The 18,954-nt window shown below is 63.3% G+C and carries 21 protein-coding genes; 10 read left to right on the top strand and 11 right to left on the bottom strand.

The window, feature by feature from the left end; genetic code table 11:
• Positions 1–109: 109 nt before the first annotated feature.
• Positions 110–256 carry a hypothetical protein gene (locus QCE73_RS28650; protein ID WP_309884587.1) on the bottom strand — a complete coding sequence of 49 codons (147 nt, stop codon included), beginning with the start codon at positions 254–256 and terminating at the stop codon, positions 110–112.
• A 257-nt stretch (positions 257–513) separates the two neighbouring features.
• Here QCE73_RS28650 and QCE73_RS28645 point away from each other — a divergent pair, with 257 nt between their 5' ends.
• Positions 514–2,523, top strand: a complete 2,010-nt coding sequence (locus QCE73_RS28645; protein ID WP_035511651.1) for a hybrid sensor histidine kinase/response regulator — start codon at positions 514–516, stop codon at positions 2,521–2,523.
• A 633-nt stretch (positions 2,524–3,156) separates the two neighbouring features.
• Here the strand turns inward: QCE73_RS28645 and QCE73_RS28640 are convergent.
• Positions 3,157–3,831, bottom strand: coding sequence for an alpha/beta hydrolase (locus QCE73_RS28640; RefSeq protein ID WP_309884586.1), 675 nt, complete (start codon positions 3,829–3,831; stop codon positions 3,157–3,159).
• A gap of 18 nt (positions 3,832–3,849) precedes the next feature.
• Positions 3,850–4,239, bottom strand: a complete 390-nt coding sequence (locus tag QCE73_RS28635; protein ID WP_309884585.1) for an MAPEG family protein — start codon at positions 4,237–4,239, stop codon at positions 3,850–3,852.
• 104 nt (positions 4,240–4,343) lie between these two features.
• Here QCE73_RS28635 and QCE73_RS28630 point away from each other — a divergent pair, with 104 nt between their 5' ends.
• Positions 4,344–4,739 carry a DNA-binding protein gene (locus tag QCE73_RS28630; RefSeq protein WP_309884584.1) on the top strand — a complete coding sequence of 132 codons (396 nt, stop codon included), beginning with the start codon at positions 4,344–4,346 and terminating at the stop codon, positions 4,737–4,739.
• On the opposite strand, the gene QCE73_RS28625 is transcribed toward QCE73_RS28630, so the two are convergent.
• The 3 genes from QCE73_RS28625 to QCE73_RS28615 all read right to left on the bottom strand — a co-directional run bounded on the left by QCE73_RS28625 (position 4,723) and on the right by QCE73_RS28615 (position 7,109).
• Positions 4,723–5,574, bottom strand: a complete 852-nt coding sequence (locus QCE73_RS28625) for a metallophosphoesterase (protein WP_309884583.1) — start codon at positions 5,572–5,574, stop codon at positions 4,723–4,725. The genes QCE73_RS28630 and QCE73_RS28625 overlap by 17 nt on opposite strands.
• Entirely contained in the window at positions 5,571–6,557 is a 987-nt protein-coding gene (locus QCE73_RS28620; protein ID WP_309884582.1) for a diacylglycerol kinase family protein, read from the bottom strand. Before QCE73_RS28620 ends, QCE73_RS28625 begins: the two co-directional genes overlap by 4 nt.
• Before the next feature lie 111 nt (positions 6,558–6,668).
• The gene (locus QCE73_RS28615) at positions 6,669–7,109 is read right to left on the bottom strand and encodes a CBS domain-containing protein (RefSeq protein WP_035501590.1); all 441 of its coding nucleotides are present in this window, start codon (positions 7,107–7,109) and stop codon (positions 6,669–6,671) included.
• A gap of 271 nt (positions 7,110–7,380) precedes the next feature.
• Here QCE73_RS28615 and QCE73_RS28610 point away from each other — a divergent pair, with 271 nt between their 5' ends.
• Positions 7,381–8,340: a chemotaxis protein gene (locus QCE73_RS28610; RefSeq protein ID WP_309884581.1), complete on the top strand. Its 960-nt coding sequence runs from the start codon at positions 7,381–7,383 to the stop codon at positions 8,338–8,340.
• Positions 8,341–8,449: 109 nt separating this feature from the next.
• Here QCE73_RS28610 and QCE73_RS28605 read toward each other — a convergent pair whose 3' ends face one another.
• The 3 genes from QCE73_RS28605 to QCE73_RS28595 all read right to left on the bottom strand — a co-directional run bounded on the left by QCE73_RS28605 (position 8,450) and on the right by QCE73_RS28595 (position 9,866).
• Positions 8,450–8,728: a hypothetical protein gene (locus QCE73_RS28605; protein ID WP_035501587.1), complete on the bottom strand. Its 279-nt coding sequence runs from the start codon at positions 8,726–8,728 to the stop codon at positions 8,450–8,452.
• A gap of 296 nt (positions 8,729–9,024) precedes the next feature.
• Positions 9,025–9,339 (bottom strand): response regulator, encoded by a 315-nt coding sequence (locus QCE73_RS28600; protein WP_309885273.1) that lies wholly within the window; start codon positions 9,337–9,339, stop codon positions 9,025–9,027.
• Positions 9,340–9,518: 179 nt separating this feature from the next.
• Positions 9,519–9,866 (bottom strand): hypothetical protein, encoded by a 348-nt coding sequence (locus tag QCE73_RS28595; protein ID WP_035501623.1) that lies wholly within the window; start codon positions 9,864–9,866, stop codon positions 9,519–9,521.
• A gap of 290 nt (positions 9,867–10,156) precedes the next feature.
• Between QCE73_RS28595 and QCE73_RS28590 the strand changes: the two genes are divergently transcribed.
• Together QCE73_RS28590 and QCE73_RS28585 are read left to right on the top strand one after the other, a co-directional pair.
• Positions 10,157–11,179 carry a transporter gene (locus QCE73_RS28590; protein ID WP_035501584.1) on the top strand — a complete coding sequence of 341 codons (1,023 nt, stop codon included), beginning with the start codon at positions 10,157–10,159 and terminating at the stop codon, positions 11,177–11,179.
• Positions 11,180–11,247: 68 nt separating this feature from the next.
• Entirely contained in the window at positions 11,248–11,430 is a 183-nt protein-coding gene (locus QCE73_RS28585; protein ID WP_404989820.1) for a CsbD family protein, read from the top strand.
• Positions 11,431–11,465: 35 nt separating this feature from the next.
• Here QCE73_RS28585 and QCE73_RS28580 read toward each other — a convergent pair whose 3' ends face one another.
• On the bottom strand, positions 11,466–11,933 hold the full coding sequence (locus QCE73_RS28580; RefSeq protein WP_309884580.1) for a nuclear transport factor 2 family protein: 468 nt from the start codon (positions 11,931–11,933) through the stop codon (positions 11,466–11,468).
• Positions 11,934–12,030: 97 nt separating this feature from the next.
• On the opposite strand from QCE73_RS28580, the gene QCE73_RS28575 reads away from it, so the two are divergent.
• Positions 12,031–12,615: a TetR/AcrR family transcriptional regulator gene (locus QCE73_RS28575; protein ID WP_309884579.1), complete on the top strand. Its 585-nt coding sequence runs from the start codon at positions 12,031–12,033 to the stop codon at positions 12,613–12,615.
• An 8-nt stretch (positions 12,616–12,623) separates the two neighbouring features.
• On the opposite strand, the gene QCE73_RS28570 is transcribed toward QCE73_RS28575, so the two are convergent.
• Complete coding sequence (locus QCE73_RS28570; RefSeq protein ID WP_309884578.1) at positions 12,624–14,150, bottom strand: PLP-dependent aminotransferase family protein; 1,527 nt, start codon at positions 14,148–14,150, stop codon at positions 12,624–12,626.
• Between the two features lie 178 nt (positions 14,151–14,328).
• Between QCE73_RS28570 and QCE73_RS28565 the strand changes: the two genes are divergently transcribed.
• The 4 genes from QCE73_RS28565 to QCE73_RS28550 all read left to right on the top strand — a co-directional run bounded on the left by QCE73_RS28565 (position 14,329) and on the right by QCE73_RS28550 (position 18,728).
• Positions 14,329–15,426, top strand: coding sequence for an ABC transporter ATP-binding protein (locus QCE73_RS28565; RefSeq protein WP_309884577.1), 1,098 nt, complete (start codon positions 14,329–14,331; stop codon positions 15,424–15,426).
• A gap of 72 nt (positions 15,427–15,498) precedes the next feature.
• A complete protein-coding gene (locus tag QCE73_RS28560; RefSeq protein WP_035501580.1) occupies positions 15,499–16,533 on the top strand; it encodes an ABC transporter substrate-binding protein in 1,035 nt (344 codons plus the stop codon).
• Between the two features lie 80 nt (positions 16,534–16,613).
• Positions 16,614–17,885 (top strand): ABC transporter permease, encoded by a 1,272-nt coding sequence (locus QCE73_RS28555; RefSeq protein WP_309884576.1) that lies wholly within the window; start codon positions 16,614–16,616, stop codon positions 17,883–17,885.
• A 6-nt stretch (positions 17,886–17,891) separates the two neighbouring features.
• Positions 17,892–18,728 (top strand): ABC transporter permease, encoded by an 837-nt coding sequence (locus QCE73_RS28550; protein WP_035501577.1) that lies wholly within the window; start codon positions 17,892–17,894, stop codon positions 18,726–18,728.
• Positions 18,729–18,954 lie beyond the last annotated feature (226 nt).

Genomic DNA, 18,954 nt, shown 5'->3' with positions numbered 1-18,954 from the left:
GCGAGAAGCCCGCCTGCTCTTGAATACCGGCTGACCGCATCCTATGGTTATCAATGTGTCGATATGGACACGCACTGAAGGAGGTCAGCATGCCATCCCCACGCAAGGCTCAAGCGAGCCAACCCGCCGAAACGGAAATGTCGAGCCGTAAAAAATCGGCCGGCAGCAAGGCTTCGCCCGCGAAGGCAGCAGGCGCGAAGGAAATGCAGGTCACGAAGCGCACCACCAAGGCCAAACCGAAAAGCTGAGCGGCCATCCGAAGTTCCGCCCTCGTCATCGTGCGGGGGGCATTTGATGTGGCTGTCCTTCGAATCGGCGGGCGCAAACCAGACGCTCGCCGGTCGGCTACCGAAGCCGACCCTGCCGATCTCCTTCCTCCCTCCGCCTTGCTCCCATCGCCCTAATAAAGACGCAATAATTTCCGGATATAACGGCTGATTGCTAAAAAAAGGCGTATTTGTATGACCGCATTGGCCTAAAGTAGATATCCCGATTCCGTAAGCGAGCACGAAGATGGCCGTACCGCAGCGCGCCGCCGGCGTGCGCAATCCAGGAATTCTTCTCGCGGCAGCCCGTGAAGCCGGCGCGAGCCTGGTGCGCAATCTGTCGATACCGGCGCCGTTTTCCGATCCCGCGCTGGAGGCGCAGTTTCTCGAAGACCACAGCCAGCGCTTCTGCGCGTTCCGGCGCGCATCGACGCTGCTTGCGCTCGCCATCTGGACGTGCTTTCTCTGGTGGGACTTCAGCTTCGCGCGCGGCAACCAGGCGCTCGCTTCGCGTCTGCCCGATATCCTCGCGCTGCGCTTCGCGGGCATCGCGCTGCTGTTCTTCGTCGGCGTTCTGGTGCTGCGGCCGGCGTTCCGCTCGCACGCGAGCTCGCAGCGCATCATTCTCACGGGCATTTACGGGCTCCTGTGCCTGATCCTCGCGATGGTGGCGATCACGCCCGCGCCCTACAACTACACGCAGCACTTCATCGGCCTGTGTCTCGCGCTGTTCTTCCAGTTCAGCTTTTTCTATCTGCGCTCGCGCGTCGCGCTGACCGCCGGGATCATCACGCTGGCGTCGATCGTCGTCCTGCAGATCACCATTCATCTGCTCAACCCCGAGGATTTCTTCGCCGGGCTGTTCTATATGTTCAACGTCGTGGTCGTGGGGCACGGCGTCTGCACTCATGCGGAACGCGTGTCGCGCGAGCGCTATAGCTCGGAACGTGCGCTCGCGTCGCTCAATGACGAATTGCGCGCCGCCAATGTTTCGCTCGGCCGCAAGAACCGCGAGCTCGAAGTATCGAAGAAGGATCAGGAGAACAAGACGAACGCGCTGCTCGCGCTGCGCGAACAGCAGATGATCGCCGCGCAGACGGCGAGCCGCGAGAAGTCCAACTTCCTCGCCGCCGCGACCCACGACCTGCGCCAGCCGATGCACGCGCTCAACCTTTTTCTGCAGGCGGCCGCCGAGGCCATCCGCAACGGCGAATTCGATCAGGCCGAGCGGCTCATCAACGAATGCGGGCGCTCGTCCGTGATCCTTGCGCGGCTGCTGAACGCGGTGCTGGATCTGTCGCGGCTGGAATCGGGCCGCGTGGTGCCGCGCTATCACGTCTTCGATGTGCGGCAGATCGTCGAGGAAGCCGCCGAGCAGTTGCGTCCATTCGCGATGAGCCGGGGCGTCGAATTGCGTTTGCGGCTGCCGAAGGAAGACGTGGTTTGCGTGCGCAGCGACGCGCACTGGCTCGGGCGAGCGGTCGCGAATCTCGTGTCGAACGGCATCAAGTATGCGGACCAGAACAAATCGTCGAAGCCGACGGTGATCGTCGGCGTGGTGCGCTCCGCGACGCGCGCGCGCATCGACGTGCTGGACAACGGCATCGGCATTCCGGCCGATTACTTCGACGCGATCTTCCAGCCGTTCTTTCAGGTCGACAATCCCGAGCAGGATCGCGACAAGGGGCTGGGGCTCGGACTGTCGATCGTCAACGCGGTGATGTCGATGCTCGACCAGCATCGCATCGAACTGAAGTCCACCGAAGGGCGCGGCTCGCGCTTCTCGCTCGAAATGCCGCTGTGCGGGCCGTCGCCCGACAAGCCATCAGCACGCGCGCCGGCGCGCTCCGAAGCGGCCGATATGGCGCAGCTCAAGGGGCGCTATGTGTTGCTCGTGGAAGACGACGGCCTCGTGCGTGCGTCCACCGAGGCGCTGCTTTCGCAATGGGGCGTGCTTTATGACTCCGCTGCGAGCTTCGAGGAGTTTCAGTCGATCCTGGGCGATATCGAGCGCTTTCCCGATCTCATCATCACGGATTTCCGGCTGCGTGATGCCAAGACTGCTCGTGAAGTGGCGATGCTTGGAGCGGCGCGGCTGGGGCGGGCTTGTCCGTGTCTTGTCGTGACGGGGGAGCCGGCGGCGAGTATTGTGCCGCTTGCCTGTGAGCAGGATGTGCTCTCTAAGCCGGTTAGCCCGGCGGAGCTGCGGCGCGGGATGCTTGCTTTGATTGCTGGGGAATGTGTTGTGACTGCTTGATGAGGATCGCGGTTTTTTTTCGCCGGATCCCGTAATCGTGTTGGTTTATTAGCACTGCCCCTATGTGGGGCGGCAGTCACTTTCTTTGCTGCTGCAAAGAAAGTAACCAAAGAAACAGCTATCCCCAGCCTAAGCACTTCACACCGGCCGCGGCACAGACGATTGGCTGAATGGCCCGGCAGTAGCGAGTGCCCTCGAAGGTCTCGCGGGGCTTGGACCGCGCACGGTCTGACACATCGCACCACATAGCAAATTGGTTCAGCACCAAAAAGCTCCGGCCCGCTTCGCGGCCGATGGGTCAATCGGGTTTGCCGGCGCTTCTTCGATGGTTTCCCCCGCATACCCAGCGGCAGCGCGTAGCGCTTTGCCGATGCTCTTTCGTGCTGAACCAGCGCGCTGAATCGTCTCGGGCGTCAGACCGTGCGCGAGCCAAGCCCGGTAAGTCCTTTGGGGGCGACACTTAGGCGAGGGCCACTGCGGGCTGGCAAGCATGGCCAAACTGCGTGTGACCGCGGGCGGTGAGAAGCTGCTTTCTTTGGTTACTTTCTTTGCAGCAGCAAAGAAAGTGACCCCCGCCCCGGGGAGGGGCAGTGCTAATAGACCGACACGAAAATGGGATCCGGCGAAAAAAACCTACCCCACCAACCTAGCCCCCAACCACCCCCGCAAAGCCTCAACCTCCTCCATACAAACCGAATGCGGCATCGGATACGCGTGCCATTCCACGTCACACCCTTGCGCCCGCGCAAATTCACAAGCCTGCTCGCCAAGACTCACATTGAGCACATCATCGAAACTCCCATGCGCGGCGAAGATCGGAATCGAGCGATTCGCGTCGCTGAACGATTCATCGATCAACCCTTCCGACGGAATATAGCCCGACAGCACGATCAGCCCCGCGAGCTTCTCGGGATGCGTCAAGCCCGCCTGATAGGTCATCGCGCCCCCTTGCGAAAACCCCGCGATGAAAATGCGCTCGCTCGGAATGCCCCGCGCGTTCTGCTCCGCGACGAGCGCCCGAACCCGCTCCACCGACTTCACGATCCCCGCCTCGTCCACGCGACGATTGATGCCCTCGAACGACAGGATGTCGTACCACGCGCGCATCACATACCCGTTGTTAGCGGTGACAGCAATCTCAGGCGCGTTCGGAAACACGAAGCGGATGGCGGGCGCATCGGCGAGACGCAATTCGGGCACGAGCGGCACGAAGTCGTTGGCATCGGCGCCCAGGCCATGCATCAGAATGACGGCGAATTCGGGATTCGGCGCGGTTTCGATCTCGATGGTCGAAGGTTGATCGGTCATTGCCCTTCACTCCTCTCGTCAGATGATGGGAACGAGTATCTGCACGATGCCGACGACCGACACCAGCCACACCAGCGAGCGCACGAACGGCACGCCCGACACGTAGAGCGGAACATAAACCAGGCGCGCGACGAAATACGCCAGCGCGCCGTAATGCGTGAGCGCATTCTCGCGCCCCGTCACGTGCACCATCAGCACCGCGATGGCGAAAATCGGCAACGTCTCGAACAGATTCGATTGCGCGCGCATCAGCCTACCCGACAGCCTGCCGGGCGGCGGCGTCGCGGCATCGCGCGGGCCGGCCTGGTATCTGAGGCCGACTTCGCGATTGCGCACCACAGCCGGGAGCAACACTTGCACCAGCGCGAGCACGAGCGTCCAGGCCAGCATCGTCAGTTCGAAACTCATGGCGCCTCCATGGAAAGATATAGCCACTTCGGGTCGCGCTCATGATGCCATCACGATCCGCGAGCGTGTAGTCTTGAGTGCGATCCGCCCGGAGCCTTTCATTCATGCATGCGATGACCCTTCGTCTGTCACCCGGCGACGACCTGCGCGCCGCGCTCGATCACGCATTCCGCACGCACGGGCTTTCGGCGGCCTTCGTGCTGCAGGGAATCGGCAGCCTCAGCGTCGCCCGGCTACGTCACGCGGGCCGCGATGAAGTGTCCGAACTGCGCGGCGACCTCGAAATCCTCACGCTCGCCGGTACGTTGTCCGCGCAAGGTCCGCACCTGCACATGAGCGTATCCGACGCCGACGGCCGCGTGTCCGGCGGCCACGTCACGCCGGGATGCATCGTGCGCACGACGGCGGAAATCGTCGTCGCGAATCTGCCGGGCGAACGCTACACGCGCGAGCACGACGCCGCGACAGGCTTCGCGGAGCTCGTCATCCGGGCAACGTGAGCGCGGCCACCGGCTTCGCGCCGTCGAGCGCGAGTCCGTGGCGCGCGATCATCTCGAACGCTTCGCCCGTCTCCGAGTAATCCCAGCGCTCGACCGTGGTCTGCCGCGCGCCGCCGTCGCACGCTTGCGCGTCGTGGCGAATCACGTTCACCGAATTGTCGATGGTGCCGCGCGTGCGCCGCGACAGCGCCGTGCCCGCCTGCACCGCCCACACGCGCCGCGACAGACCCGCGAAGGTATCGTGCAGCGGCAGCACGTAAGGCAGATGGATATGCCCGCCGAGAATCAGGTCCGCGCCCGCGCGCGCCCAGCGCTGCACCGCGCGCTCGCGTCCGTGCAGCAGATTCTTTTCGTCCTGCGCGCGCGTGACGGCCACCGGCTGATGCGTGACCACGACGCGCAACTGCGCCGCGCTCGCCGCCTCCAGGCGCGCGGCGACGCGTCTGACCTGCCGCATCGACACTTCGCCGTTCTTGTGACGGTAAGCGCGCGTCGTGTTCACGCCCAGCACGAGCAGTTCGGGCGATTCGAAGCCCGGTTCGAGATCGGCGCCGAACACGCGCTGATGATTCGCGTACGGATAACAGAGCCGCGCGAGCGGATTGAAAAGTGGAATGTCGTGATTGCCGGGAACGACGAGCGCCGGCGTCGCGCCGAGCGCATCGACGAACGCACGCGCCGCGGCGAACTGCTGCCTGCGCGCGCGCTGCGTGATATCGCCCGAGAGCACGACCAGATCGGGCGACAAAGCATCAGCGAGACGCAGCAGCGCCGCGACGACCTGCGGCCGCTCGGTGCCGAAATGCGTATCGGAAATCTGCAACAGCAAGGTCATGAGCGATTCGCTTCGGCCACCGCCGGTTCGGGCTTGAGCAGAAAGAGCGGCTTGTCGGACACGTGGAATTCCAGCGGCATGCGCAGCTTCGTGATCTCGCCATCCGTCGCGATCTTGATCGCTCTGCGCCGCTTCGAAGGATGCGTCACCGTGATGCGCTCGAACGTGAAGCTCACGACGTGATCCGAATCCGACAGACGCCCCGCCGCGCCATGCAACGACAGCCACAGATGCATGAGCCGCCCCACCGGGCGCGGCGCAATCGCGACGAGCAAGCCCTGTTCCAGCGCGCGCGCTTCGTTCGGCATGCCGATCTGCTCCATCTGCAGCCGGTTGTTGCCGACGAAGAGCGTCGATGAGCGAATCTCCGTGGTGCTGCCTTCGTGATCGATATGCAAACGCAAATGCCGATGCGGCTTTAGCATCGTGAAAAGCGCCGACCACAGCGCGACCAGGCGGCTGCGGCCGAATTGCCGCTTGTAGATTTCGCGATCTTCGAGCAGCCGCGGATAGAGGCCGAGACTCGCGTTGACGAGAAACATGCGCCCGTTGACGAAGCCGACCTGCACCGGATAGGCGCGCGCATCGAGCAGGAGCTGGGTGGATTGTTCGAGGTCGGCGGGAATGCCGTGGTCGCGGCTGAAGTAGTTGAACGTGCCGCGCGGCAGCACCGCGAACGGGCAACCGGCGTCGTACGCCGCATGCGCGACCGTGCACAGCGTGCCGTCGCCGCCCGCGCCGACGAGCACGCCCTCCTGCGCGCACGCCGCCGCCGCGGTTTCACGCGCGATTCTCGCGAGGCGGCGCGGATCGTCGACGACGCGCAATTCGAAGCGCCGCCCCGCCGCGCCGAGCTCGCGCTCCAGCACGGTGCGCGTCGCGTCGGCCTGACGGCGGCCCGAACCCGCGTTCATCACGATGAAGAACGGCGCGTCGAGGGCGAGCGTCTTCTCTCTTTCGGCGGATGCGGCTGTCGGGGTCATCGGCGGCGCTCCTTCGTTATCCGCGCGAGAAGCGCACGGCGAGCCTGACTCCGCACTCGCGCGCGGAGCCTGCCGATTATAACGAAATGCTTACAGCCGGACCGCGCACGCTTACGTATGCTCGCCGCGAATGTAGTACTCGAGTTGCTGAATGGTGAACTGCTGCTCGGAGATGATGTTCTTCACCAGATCGCCGATGGAGATCATGCCGACGAGCTTGCCGTTGTCGATCACCGGCAGATGGCGCATGCGCTTGTCGGTCATGAGCGCCATGCAGTCGTCGGTGGTCTGATCGGGGCGCACGTAGCGCACGTGCGACGTCATGATGTCGCGCACGGGCGTCTGCTTCGACGCGCGGTCCATCAGGACGACTTTGCGCGCATAGTCGCGCTCGGTCATGATGCCGACGATTTCATCGCCCTCCGTGACGATCACCGCGCCGATATGCTTGTCGGCCATCATCTTGATCGCATCGAAGACCGACGCCGTTGCGGCAATCGTATAGACCGTCTGTTCGGGTTTCGAATTCAGAACCTGTGCGACTGTTGCCATCGAGCGCCTCCGTTATGAGCGGGGAACGTTGTTGCGCCTGGGCGACGGGTTTGTCTTGCGCCTGTGTGGAGCGTAAAGCCTCGCGCACCATTGCCTTCATAGGCATTAACCCGACCATTCAAAAAGTATAGCCGCGATTCGCGCCTCGTCGGACGCGCGACATTCATTCTGCGCGCGTTCTGTTTCGGCTTCAGTTTCGTCGTCGGATGCCGCTAACAGGCACATACACGACGGCAACGCGGCGCGATGCACCGCTTAGAGGGAGAACGAGGTGAGCAGTTCACAACAGGATATCGAGCAGCGCGTGCGGCTCGCGGGCAGCAACATGTTCGAATTGCTTCTGTTCAGGCTCGGCGAGGCGCCGGGCTCGGAACAGCGGGAGCTTTACGGCATCAACGTATTCAAGGTGCGCGAGATTCTCGCGATGCCGACGATCACGGCCGTGGCCGGATCGAGCGAGGAGATTCTCGGCGTCGCGGATATCCGCGGACAGATCATCCCCGTGATCGATCTCGCGCGCATCACCGGCTGCCGGCCGAAGAACGGGCCGAAAATCCTGCTCGTCACCGAATTCGCGCGCACGACGCAAGGTTTCGCGGTCGAGGAAGTCGACGATATCGTGCGGCTCGAATGGAATCAGGTGTTGTCGGCGGAATCGCACTCGGGCGGCAAGACGGTGACGAGTTTCGCGCGGCTGGACGGCAACGTCGATGGCTCGCGGCTCGCGCAGGTGCTCGATGTCGAGCGCATCGTGCGTGACGTGCTGCCGTCACAGGAAACCGATATCACCGAGGCGAACACCGGGCGGCTCATTCTCAAGCCGGGCGCGCGCGTGCTCGCAGCGGACGACTCGGGCGTCGCGCGGGCGCTCATCGAGCAAAGTCTCACCGCGATGGGCGTGCCCTTCGTGATGACCAAGACGGGCCAGGAAGCGTGGGACGTGCTGGAAGCCGCGCTCAGGAAAGCGCAGAAGGAAGGCACCGAGGTCGCGGATCACATCGCGCTCGTGCTTACCGATCTGGAAATGCCGGAGATGGACGGTTTCACGCTCACGCGCCGCATCAAGGCGGAAACGGGGCTGATGCACATTCCGGTGGTGATTCACTCGTCGCTGTCGGGATCAGCGAACGAGCAGCATGTGCGCAAGGTCGGCGCGAATGCGTATGTGTCGAAGTTCGAGGCGTCGGAACTGGCCAACGTGATGCGCGGCGCGCTCGCGCACGCGGCCTGAAAAACGATCGGCGCCCGCTGAACACAAACCTTTTGAGTCTGTGTCAGCGGGCGCCGGAGCAGTCCTTCAGCCGATACGCCCGGCGGATGAGCCGGGCCAGCCGCTTCGATTAGTGACCGAAGAAGACCGATTGCGGGTTGTTGCTCGATTGCGCCGCACGGTTGCCCGATTGAGCCAGCGTGTCACGCGAGCCGCCGAAAGCGGTCGTGTTCGTGCCGTTGGCGTTTTCTTCAGCGGCGATCGCTTGTGCGCTCGGGCCTTGTTGCGACGTCGGCGCGCCAACTGCCGGACGGTAGAACGGAGCCGGGCCGTAGCCGCTTGCGAAAGCGGGTGCGGCGAGCGTGGCGGTAGCGGCGATCAAAAGGGTAGCGATGAGATTGCGTTTCATGGTGAGCTCCAAAGACGGTTGACGTTCAGTCAGAAAGCGCCGCAGCGGTCTTGCGAGAAACTGTCTGCTACGTCGATGAAGCGCAGTGTATACCCCTACTATCGCTTTTTTATCTCCATAAATTTCAATTCAGTTTTCGCTGTGCGCCAACAATCGCTGGCTGCACGAGCGTGCGGATTTCCCGTGGACGACCGTCTGACAAGGGATTGGGCGTGCTGCAGCGCAATTCGACGTCGCGCGTCGTTTGGCAGGGACGGAACAATTATTTGGAGAACGACCGTGCGATGCGCGCTCGTTCAGTGAACGAGTCGCCCGATCAGGCGAACGAGCGCGGCGGGCGGATTGCCCTTTTGGCAGTAACCGTCGAATCCGGAGTGCATGCCTTCGGTTCGCACGGTTTCTTCGCCCAGCGCCGTAAACGCGATGATCACCGCATCGCGCGTGCGGGCGACTCGGCGAAGCACGCGCGCGGTCGCGTAGCCGTCGTGCTCCGGCATCGTGATATCGAGGATGACGATGTGCGGCACCCAGCCGTCGACCGCATGAAGCGCATCGACGCCGGATAGCGCGAAACGGGTGTCGAAACCGTCCGATTCGAGCGCGGCCGACAGCGCTTCGGCGCTGTAGGCGTTGTCGTCGACGACGAGGATGCGCCACGGATCGCGGTCGACGTCGACGCTGCGGTCCGTCTAGAGGGAGCAATGTGGGGAATGCAGGGAGACTGGCATGGGCACTTACCTAAAGCACATACCGGCATTGCAGCATTTCTTGCGCCCGCGATCCGCCCAAATCAGGCGTCGGCCTCTTTTTTGCCTTTGCGACGCTTTCCCGATGCCCCTTCATCTTCACGCAGCCGCGCGTTCGCTTCGACGAGCGATGCCGCGTCGCACTGGCGCAACGCGAGATCGACTTCGCCGAGGGCGCCGAAAAGCGCCGCCTGCTCCGCCTCGTCCAGCGGCGTTGCGCCGGGCCCGGTTACGCGCCGCGCTTCCTTGTCGAGCCGCTTCATGAGCTTCGCGCCGAAGCGGGTATCGAGCACGCCCTCGCGCGCGAGCCCCGCGATCAACGACGCGAGTCGGACGAGGCCGCCCGCCGTGGTTTGCGTCGTCGTCCCGTCCAGATCGTCACGGTCTTCCACTGCCTTCTCCCCAGGTTGGCACGCGACGCCGCGCGGGCGGCCGACTCGATGCGTGGCGCCGCGCGTGCGCCCGTCTTGCGTGGCGCGATGATACGCCGACAATATGACAGTCATATTTGCACAGACCGGCGCGCCGGTGGCGATCGTTTCACTTGCGTTTGCGCGTTACGATCGCGATTCGGGGCGCGACCGATGGCACACTAGCGCGTGGCGGCGTGCGTGCCTGAAACGTCGAGGTCCGCATCCCCGGCAGACGCGCCGACATCCCCAGAATGCAACCGAATGCCCGCATGAATCCCGCTACCCTGCAAAGACCGCCCTACGGTTCCGACTTTTCCGGCCTCGTCTGCGGCTTCCGATTTCATGTCGATCACCCCGGCGAGCCGATCGATGCCGAAGCCGCGAGCGAATGGCTCGCCCGCGACGACACGACCCGCGAGTTCGTCTGGCTGCACTTCGATCTCGCGAACAGCGCCTGCGAGCGCTGGATGCGCGGACGCCTCGGCCTGCCCGACGCATTCTTCGAGACGCTCAACGAAGGCTCGCACTCGACGCGCATCGAGCATCAGGAAGGCGCGCTCTTCGCGGTCATCAACGATGTGATGTTCAACTTCGAGCTGACGCCCTCCGAAATCGCGACGCTGTGGGTCTATACGCATCAGAAGCTGCTCGTCACGGCGCGGCTCAAGCCCTTGCGTTCGGTCGATTCGCTGCGCGAGTCGGTCAGGCGTGGCGAAATCTTCCGCTCGCCCGCCGAACTGCTCGCCCACATGCTGCGCGATCAGGCGGATCTGCTCGTGCATATCGTGCGGCGCACGAGCGTCGAGGTCGACGGCATCGAGGATCGCTTTCTTTCGATGCGCGGCGCCGCGACCCGCACCGATCTCGGCGGCTTGCGGCGCGTACTCGTGAGGCTGCAGCGTCTGCTCGCTCCCGAGCCGGGTTCCGTGTTCCGTCTGCTCGCGCGGCCGCCGCGCTGGCTTCATTCGCAGGACATTCAGGATTTACGCGACGCGACCGAAGAGTTCTCGCTCGTGCTCAACGATCTCGCCGGACTCGTCGAAAGGATCAAGCTTTTGCAGGAAGAAGTCGCGACGCGCATGGACGAGCAAAGCAACCGCACCCTCTTCACGCTGACGCTCGTCACCGTGCTCGCGCTGCCGATCAACATCGTCGCGGGCTTCTTCGGCATGAACGTGGGCGGCATTCCGCTTGCGGAAAATCATCATGGTTTCTGGCTGCTGGTCGTGATCGTCGCGACCTTCACCGTGCTCGCCGGATGGTGGGCCTTCCGCCGCCGCCGCGACATGTAGCGAGCCGGCCGGGCACGTTCGATGCGAAGTCTCCGATGAGGCTCATGCCTCGCGAAACGTCGGAGGACATGATGGATAAGAACCGCATCGAAGGCACGGCTCGCCAGATGAAGGGCATCGTCCGCGAAGCCGTCGGCAAGGCCACAGGAAACCGCGGGACGCAAATGCGCGGCACCGCCGAAAAAATGGCGGGAAAGATGCAGGCGAAGCTCGGCGCGGCGGCGGATGCCGTGCGCCGGATCAAGAAATAAGCGTCGCGCTTTCTGCTGACTTTCTGCTGAAACCGTCAGAAGCCCAGGTCGCTCAGGCTCGGATGATCGTCGGGCCGGCGACCTAGCGGCCAGTGATATTTGCGATCCGCTTCCTTGATCGGCAGATCGTTGATCGACGCGTGACGGTGCGTCATCAGACCCGCCTCGTTGAATTCCCAGTTCTCATTGCCGAAACTGCGATACCAGTTGTTCGCATCGTCATGCCATTCGTAGGCAAAACGCACCGCGATGCGATTGCCCTTGTACGCCCATAGCTCCTTGATCAGCCGATAGTCGAGTTCGCGCGCCCATTTGCGCCGCAGGAACGCGACCACTTCCTCGCGCCCGTTCGCGAATTCCGCTCGATTGCGCCAGCGCGTATCCACGCTATAAGCGAGCGACACGCGCTCGGGCTCGCGCGTATTCCACGCATCTTCGGCGAGACGGACTTTGAGCTTGGCGGATTCTTCATCGAACGGCGGAAATGGCGGCTTGGATTCCATGGCGAGTCCTCGTTTATCAAGCGATGAGATGAGTAGACAGGTCTGTCTACTCGACGCACTCTAGCGCAGGTAGACGAACCTGTCTACAATCGATTGCATGAATACTTCTGCCGTCTCCATCGATGTTTCCGAACTCGCGCCCGACGCGCGCATCCTGCATACCGCGCACGATCTCTTCTATCGCGACGGTATTCGCGCGACGGGCGTCGATCGCGTGATCGCCGAATCGGGCGTCGCGAAGAAAACGTTCTATCGCTACTTTCCGAGCAAGGACGATCTGATCGTCGCGTTCCTGGATTTTCGTCACGATAACTGGATGGCATGGTTCCGCGATGCGCTCGCGCGGCACGGCGGCACGCTCAGCGCGCTTGTGCCCGCGCTGGCCGAATGGTTCGGCAACGAGGCTTATCGCGGCTGTGCGTTCATCAATTCGGTCGTCGAAGTCGGGGCGACGTTGCCGCAGGCGGTCGATATCTCGCGGCGTCACAAGCGTGACATGACCGCGGCGATCCGCACGCTGATGCCGGGTTCGCGCACGGCGAAAGCGGATGCGCAAGCGCTCGCACTGGCGGTGGACGGGGCGATCGTTGCCGCGCAATTCGCGGAGTCGCCCGCGGATGCATTGAAGGCGCTGGCGCGCGTGGTGCGGGCGATCGCGGCGGCGCAACGGAGCGCCCAATAACCGGCGCGCTATTTGATCGATGCGCTTTCGATTGATGTGACAGCCCGCTTCGATGAACCCGGCGATATCGCCTGTTCAACCACGTCCGCGAGCCGCGCGAAGTGAGGCGCGATCTGATCGTTCGGCACGCACGCGTAACCGAGCATCAAGCCCTTTCGCGCCGCGAGCCGGTTCAGATAATAGTTGTCGAGCGGACGCGTCACCACGCCGGCGGATAGCGCGCTGGCGGCGATCATTCGGTCATCCGCCGAATCGGGTAAATCGAGCACGAAATGCAGGCCGGCTTCATCGCCCCGCACGGAAAGCGTTTCGCCGAAGCGTTCGCGGATCGCGTTGATCAGCAACTCGCGTCGCTCGCCGTACAGGCCACGCATACGGCGCACATGTGACGTCAGATGGCCATCGAGAATGAACTCAGTGAGCACGGCCTGCTGCATCAATTGACCCTCGCGATAGAGTTCGGCCACGCCGGTACGAAAGGAATCGACGAGGTTGTCCGGCACGACCATATACCCCATGCGCAAGCCGGGATAGAGCATCTTGCCGAGACTGCCGACATAGATGACCTGTCCTGCGTCGTCGAGTCCCTGTAGCGATGACAACGGGCGGCTGCCATAGCGGAACTCGCTGTCGTAATCGTCCTCGATGATCCACACCTTGTGCTGACGCGCGAACTCCAACAGCGCGCGGCGTCGCGCGAGACTCATCACCATGCCGAGCGGATATTGATGCGACGGCGTCACGAGCGCGATGCGCGGCGGGTCCGCCATGTCGCGCGCGGTGGGGTTGAGCCCTTCCTCGTCGACGGGAATCGGCACGAGCGTCAGTCCCGATGACTGCAGCACGCTGCGCACGCCCCAGTAGCACGGTTCCTCGACCCACGCGCGATCGCCGAAATCGGTGAGCAGGCGCACGGCGAGATCGATGGACTGATGAATGCCCGTCGTGATGATGATCTGGTCCGGCTGACACTTCACCGAGCGCGCGACGCGCAAATAATCCGACAGCGCACGCCGCAGCGGCCGATAGCCGCCGCCCGGCGCATACGTGAGCAGTTCGGGGCTCGCGCGCTTCCACAAACGCGCCTGCAAGCGGCTCCATGTCCGCGCCGGAAATTCCGCGACGTCGGGCACGCCGGGCATGAACGCGCCCCACTGCTTCGGCGACACGCCTGCCTGCGCGATCAGACGCTCGCCGCGACGCGAGATCGTGCACGGCGCCTTCGCCTCCTCCGCCTGTCTCGCCTTGCCCGCGACGCCATCGCGCGGCGCGGTGTCGGCGACATAGGTGCCGCTACCGGTCGTCGACGTGACGTAGCCTTCGGCCGTGAGCTGGTCGTACACATGCAGCACGGTATTGCGGGCGATGCCGAGATCGATCGCGAGCGTGCGCGAACTCGGCAGCTTCGTGCCGGGCGCGAGCTGGCCCGTCAGGATGGCCTGCTGCATGAGTTCGAGCACTTGCCGGTACATCGGCTCGGCGGCGGAGCGGTCGAGCCGCGCGCTTAGCCAGTCGGCCAGGATGATGGTATCCATGAATTCGTCACCGCCTGGAACCACTTGTCCGAAACGCCTAAGTGGCTCTATTTTGAATATTGAAATGGCTCCCCATTGTAGAACCGTAACGGGCTATAGTTATCGCAAGTAGTGGAAATAATTTCCGGGCGTCGAAGGCGGTCGGAAGTATCAGGGTTTTCCGAAGGAGACACGGAAGATGAAATCCGATCAGGTGATCGTCAGCTTTCGCGGCGTGCGAAAGACCTACGACGGTGAAACGCTCGTCGTCAAGTCGCTCGATCTCGATATCTATCAGGGCGAATTCCTCACGCTGCTCGGGCCGTCCGGCTCCGGCAAGACCACCTGCCTCATGATGCTCGCGGGCTTCGAGTTCCCCACCGGCGGCGAGATCTGGCTCGACGGCAAGCTGCTCAACAAGGTGCCGCCGCACAAGCGCGACATCGGCATGGTGTTTCAGAACTACGCGCTCTTTCCGCATCTGTCGGTGCAGCAGAACGTCGAATATCCGCTGACGGTGCGCAAGATGTCCGCCGAAGAGCGCGCGCATCGCGTGAACAACGCGCTCAAGATGGTGCGCATGGAAAGCTTCGCGAAGCGTTATCCGGCGCAGCTTTCCGGCGGCCAGCAGCAGCGTATCGCGCTGGCGCGCGCGCTCGTGTTCGAGCCCAAGCTCGTGCTGATGGACGAGCCGCTCGGCGCGCTCGACAAGCAGTTGCGCGAGCACATGCAAATCGAACTCAAGGCGCTGCACGAGAAGCTCGGCGTCACCTTCGTCTATGTCACGCACGATCAGGGCGAAGCGCTCACGATGTCCGACCGCGTCGCGGTGTTCGACAAGGGCATCGTGCAGCAGCTCGACACCGTCGATCATCTGTATGAAGCGCCCTGCAACGAGTTCGTCGCGAACTTCATCGGCGACAGCAACCGGCTGCGCGGCACCATCGAACAGATTCAGGGCGACTTCTGCGACCTCCGTCTCGCCGACGGCACGCGTCTGTCCGGTCTCAACGTCGCGAATGCGAAACCGGGTGCGCCGGCCATCGCGTGTATCCGTCCGGAGCGCATGAAGCTCACGCAGGGCAACGGCCACGCGAACGGCAACATCAACGCGCTCGCGGGCGAAGCGAAGAGCCTCATCTATTTCGGCGATCACGTCCGCATGCGCTGCGGCGTGCGCGAGCAGGACGAATGCTTCGTCAAGGTGCCGCTCGGCACCGCGGCGCTCGACGGCTTCACGCCCGGCTCGCCCATCGCGCTCGAATTCGCGCCCGAGCATTTGCGTGTGTTCGCCTGAGTCTCGATCGGGCGTCGCGCTTCCCACGTAGGTCCACTGACAAAACCAAGTCGAAGAAGAGAGGAAACCATCATGAAGAAGTTCGCACTGTGTTCCATGGCGGCTGCGCTCGCGTGCGTGTCGGCGGCGTCGGGGGCGGCGGAAATCACCGTCGTCAATTTCGGCGGCGCGAATGGCGACGCGCAGAAGGTCGCGTTCAATCAGCCGTTCGAGCAATCGTCCAAGAACAAGGTCACGGCCGTCGAATACAACGGCGAGCAGGCCAAGGTCAAGGCGATGGTCGAAGCGAAGCACGTGAACTGGGACGTGGTCGAAGTCGAATCGGGCGATCTCGGCCGCGGCTGCGACGAAGGTCTCTATGAAAAGCTCGACTGGTCGAAGATCGGCAAGAAGTCGGACCTCGTGCCCGAATCGCCGCAGACCTGCGGTGTCGGCTTCTTCGTGTGGTCGACGGCGCTCGCCTACAACGGCGACAAGCTGAAGTCCGCGCCGGCAGGCTGGGCGGACTTCTGGGACACGAAGAAATTCCCCGGCAAGCGCGGCATGCGCAAGGGCGCGCGCTACAACCTCGAATTCGCGCTGATGGCCGACGGCGTCGCGCCAAAGGACGTCTACAAGGTGCTCGGCACGAAGGCCGGCGCGGATCGCGCGTTCAAGAAACTCGACGAACTCAAGCCGAACATTCAGTGGTGGGAGGCCGGCGCACAGCCGCCGCAGTTCCTCGTCGCGGGCGATGTCGTGATGTCCACCGCGTATAACGGCCGCATCGACGCGGCGCGCAAGGAAGGCAAGAACCTGAAGGTCGTGTGGAACGGCAGCATCTACGATCTCGACTACTGGGCGATTCCGAAGGGCTCGCCGAACAAGGACGTCGCGCAGCAGTTCATCGCGTATTCGGTGTCGCAGAAGCCGCAGGAAGTCTATGCGAAGAACATCGCGTACGGCCCGGTGAACAAGGCCGCGATCTCCGCGCTGGACGCGAAGACCAAGGCCGACATGCCGAATTCGCCGGATAACGCGAAGAACGCGGTGCTGCAGGACATGGCGTTCTGGACCGATCACGGCGACGAACTCGAGCAGCGTTTCACCGCGTGGGCGTCGAAGTAAAAGCGTCGAAGTAAAGGCGTCATAGGCAGCAAGACGGTCGCGCTTTTCGAAAGCGCGACCGCAAAGAAGGAGACTCAAGCGTGAACACCATGACGATCCCCGCGGAAGAATCGCGCGAATCGAGCGCGCGTCTGAAGCGCGAACTGAAGATCGCCGATGCGAAGAAGCGCGCCATGGCGCTCATGCTCATCGCGCCGCTCGCCATTTTTCTGTTTTTGATTTTCGTGGTGCCGATCGGCGCGCTGCTCACACGCGCGATCGAAAATCCCGAAGTGGCGAACGCGCTGCCGCACACCGGCGCGGCGCTCGCGAAATGGGACCGCAAGACGCCGCCATCAGACGAAGCGTATGCCGCGCTCGCGCAGGACCTCACGACGATCTCGGAAGGCGAATCGGTGGGCGCCCTCGCGCGGCGTCTGAACACCGAAATCCCGGGTTATCGCTCGCTCGTTGCGAAAACCGCGCGCGCGATGCCGCTCAACGGCGACGACGGCAAGCCGCTGCCCGCCGCGCAGATCAAGGCGAAGATCATCGAACTCGACGACCGCTGGAACGATCCCGTCTATTGGCAGGCGATTGCGAAGAACGCGGGCCGCTATTCGCCGTTTTATATCCTCGCGTCGCTGGATCACAAGCAGGACGGCTTCGGCAATATCGTTCATGCGGACCCGGATCAGTCGATCTATCTGAACGTCTTCGGCCGCACCTTTGTGATCGGCGTGGGCGTGACGCTGTTCGCGCTGCTGCTCGGCTATCCGCTCGCCTACTGGATTTCGACGCTGCCCGAACGCCGCGCGAACCTCGTGATGGTGCTCGTGCTGATTCCGTTCTGGACATCGGTGCTGGTGCGCGTCGCCGCGTGGATCGTGCTTCTGCAAAGCGAAGGGCTCGTGAACGCCGCGCTGCTCGGCAGCGGGCTGATCGGCTCGCCGCTCGCGCTGCTCTTCAATCGCGTGGGCGTCTATATCTCGATGACGCACATCCTGCTGCCCTTCATGATCCTGCCGCTCTACAGCGTGATGAAGTCCGTGCCGCCGACGTATCAGCGCGCGGCCGTTTCGCTCGGCAGTCATCCGTTCGCGGCGTTCTGGCGCGTCTATGTGCCGCAGACTTATCCGGGCATCGGCGCGGGCGTGCTGCTCGTGTTCATTCTCGCGATCGGTTACTACATCACGCCGGCGCTGCTCGGCGGGCCGAACGATCAGATGGTCAGCTATTACATCGCCTACTTCACCAACGTGACGATCAACTGGGGCATGGCATGCGCGCTCGGTGCGCTGCTGCTCGCCGCGACACTGCTGCTCTACGTGGTCTACGGACGCTTCACGCGCTCCAACGTGAGCCTGGGGTAAAGAAAGATGAAACTCGCCAAACCGATGTTCGCGCCGCACACGTCCGCGATCGAACGCATCTGGTATTTTGCGTTGCGCATCATCTGCGTGCTGACGCTGCTGTATCTGATTCTGCCCGTGCTCGCGATCGTGCCGCTGTCGTTTTCGTCGAGCACGTTCCTGGTCTACCCGATTCCGGGCTGGTCGATGCGCTGGTATCACAACCTCGTCATGTCCGACGAGTGGCGCATGGCCGCGAAGAACAGCTTCATCGTTGCGCCGTCCGCCACGCTCGTCGCGACGATCCTCGGCACGCTCGCGGCGGTCGGGCTCACGAAGGCGAACTTCCTCGGCAAGAGCGTGCTCATGGCCGTGCTCATTTCGCCGATGATCGTGCCGGTGATCGTCGTTGGCGTCGGCATGTATCTGTTCTTCGCGCCGCTCGGCATCGCCAATACGTATTTCGGGCTGATTCTGGCGCACGCGGCGCTTGGCGTGCCGTTCGTCGTGACGACGGTCGGCGCGACGCTGCAGAATTTCAACTACAACCTCGTGCGGGCGAGTCAGTCGCTTGGCGCGAGCCCGTTGAAAACCTTCTTTCGCGTGACGCTGCCGGTCATTGCGCCGGGCGTGATCTCGGGCGCGCTGTTCGCGTTCGCCACTTCTTTCGATGAAGTCGTCGTCACGCTCTTTCTCGCCGGCGCCGATCAGACGACGTTGCCGCGGCAGATGTTCACCGGCATTCGCGAAAACATCAGCCCGACGATCGCCGCGCTCGCGACGATCCTCATCGTGTTTTCGACGAGCCTGCTGCTTGCGCTCGAATGGCTGCGAGGCCGTGCGGCAGCGCGTGCGATCGCTTAGCGAGGCGGTCCGAGACAGGGATCGCGGACCGGCGCAGAGGCTCTATAGCCGAGGCTTTGACTGGGACCGCGCGCGCCTCTGACAGGCCGACTTGCCAGACCATTCACGCCGATCTCGAACAAAACCATCGCGGCGCTGGGTGATTGCGGCTGAGAATGCCGTCCGCATCGGTCCGCGAGCCACCTTACGAACCGCTTGAACGACCGCCAGTCAAGGCGCTGCGTGG

The organism is Caballeronia sp. LZ029 (assembly GCF_031451275.1).
In the GTDB taxonomy this organism is placed as follows: Bacteria; Pseudomonadota; Gammaproteobacteria; order Burkholderiales; family Burkholderiaceae; genus Caballeronia; species Caballeronia jiangsuensis.
The sequence above is the reverse complement of the archived record's forward strand: the minus strand, read 5'-3'. Positions and strand labels throughout refer to the sequence as shown.

Bases quoted from the DNA above. Each gene is read 5' to 3' on its own strand.
- QCE73_RS28650 (WP_309884587.1), bottom strand. From the start codon at position 256: ATGGCCGCTCAGCTTTTCGGTTTGGCCTTGGTGGTGCGCTTCGTGACC.
- QCE73_RS28645 (WP_035511651.1), top strand. From the start codon at position 514: ATGGCCGTACCGCAGCGCGCCGCCGGCGTGCGCAATCCAGGAATTCTT.
- QCE73_RS28640 (WP_309884586.1), bottom strand. From the start codon at position 3,831: ATGACCGATCAACCTTCGACCATCGAGATCGAAACCGCGCCGAATCCC.
- QCE73_RS28635 (WP_309884585.1), bottom strand. From the start codon at position 4,239: ATGAGTTTCGAACTGACGATGCTGGCCTGGACGCTCGTGCTCGCGCTG.
- QCE73_RS28630 (WP_309884584.1), top strand. From the start codon at position 4,344: ATGCATGCGATGACCCTTCGTCTGTCACCCGGCGACGACCTGCGCGCC.
- QCE73_RS28625 (WP_309884583.1), bottom strand. From the start codon at position 5,574: ATGACCTTGCTGTTGCAGATTTCCGATACGCATTTCGGCACCGAGCGG.
- QCE73_RS28620 (WP_309884582.1), bottom strand. From the start codon at position 6,557: ATGACCCCGACAGCCGCATCCGCCGAAAGAGAGAAGACGCTCGCCCTC.
- QCE73_RS28615 (WP_035501590.1), bottom strand. From the start codon at position 7,109: ATGGCAACAGTCGCACAGGTTCTGAATTCGAAACCCGAACAGACGGTC.
- QCE73_RS28605 (WP_035501587.1), bottom strand. From the start codon at position 8,728: ATGAAACGCAATCTCATCGCTACCCTTTTGATCGCCGCTACCGCCACG.
- QCE73_RS28590 (WP_035501584.1), top strand. From the start codon at position 10,157: ATGAATCCCGCTACCCTGCAAAGACCGCCCTACGGTTCCGACTTTTCC.
- QCE73_RS28585 (WP_404989820.1), top strand. From the start codon at position 11,248: ATGATGGATAAGAACCGCATCGAAGGCACGGCTCGCCAGATGAAGGGC.
- QCE73_RS28580 (WP_309884580.1), bottom strand. From the start codon at position 11,933: ATGGAATCCAAGCCGCCATTTCCGCCGTTCGATGAAGAATCCGCCAAG.
- QCE73_RS28575 (WP_309884579.1), top strand. From the start codon at position 12,031: ATGAATACTTCTGCCGTCTCCATCGATGTTTCCGAACTCGCGCCCGAC.
- QCE73_RS28570 (WP_309884578.1), bottom strand. From the start codon at position 14,150: ATGGATACCATCATCCTGGCCGACTGGCTAAGCGCGCGGCTCGACCGC.
- QCE73_RS28565 (WP_309884577.1), top strand. From the start codon at position 14,329: ATGAAATCCGATCAGGTGATCGTCAGCTTTCGCGGCGTGCGAAAGACC.
- QCE73_RS28560 (WP_035501580.1), top strand. From the start codon at position 15,499: ATGAAGAAGTTCGCACTGTGTTCCATGGCGGCTGCGCTCGCGTGCGTG.
- QCE73_RS28550 (WP_035501577.1), top strand. From the start codon at position 17,892: ATGAAACTCGCCAAACCGATGTTCGCGCCGCACACGTCCGCGATCGAA.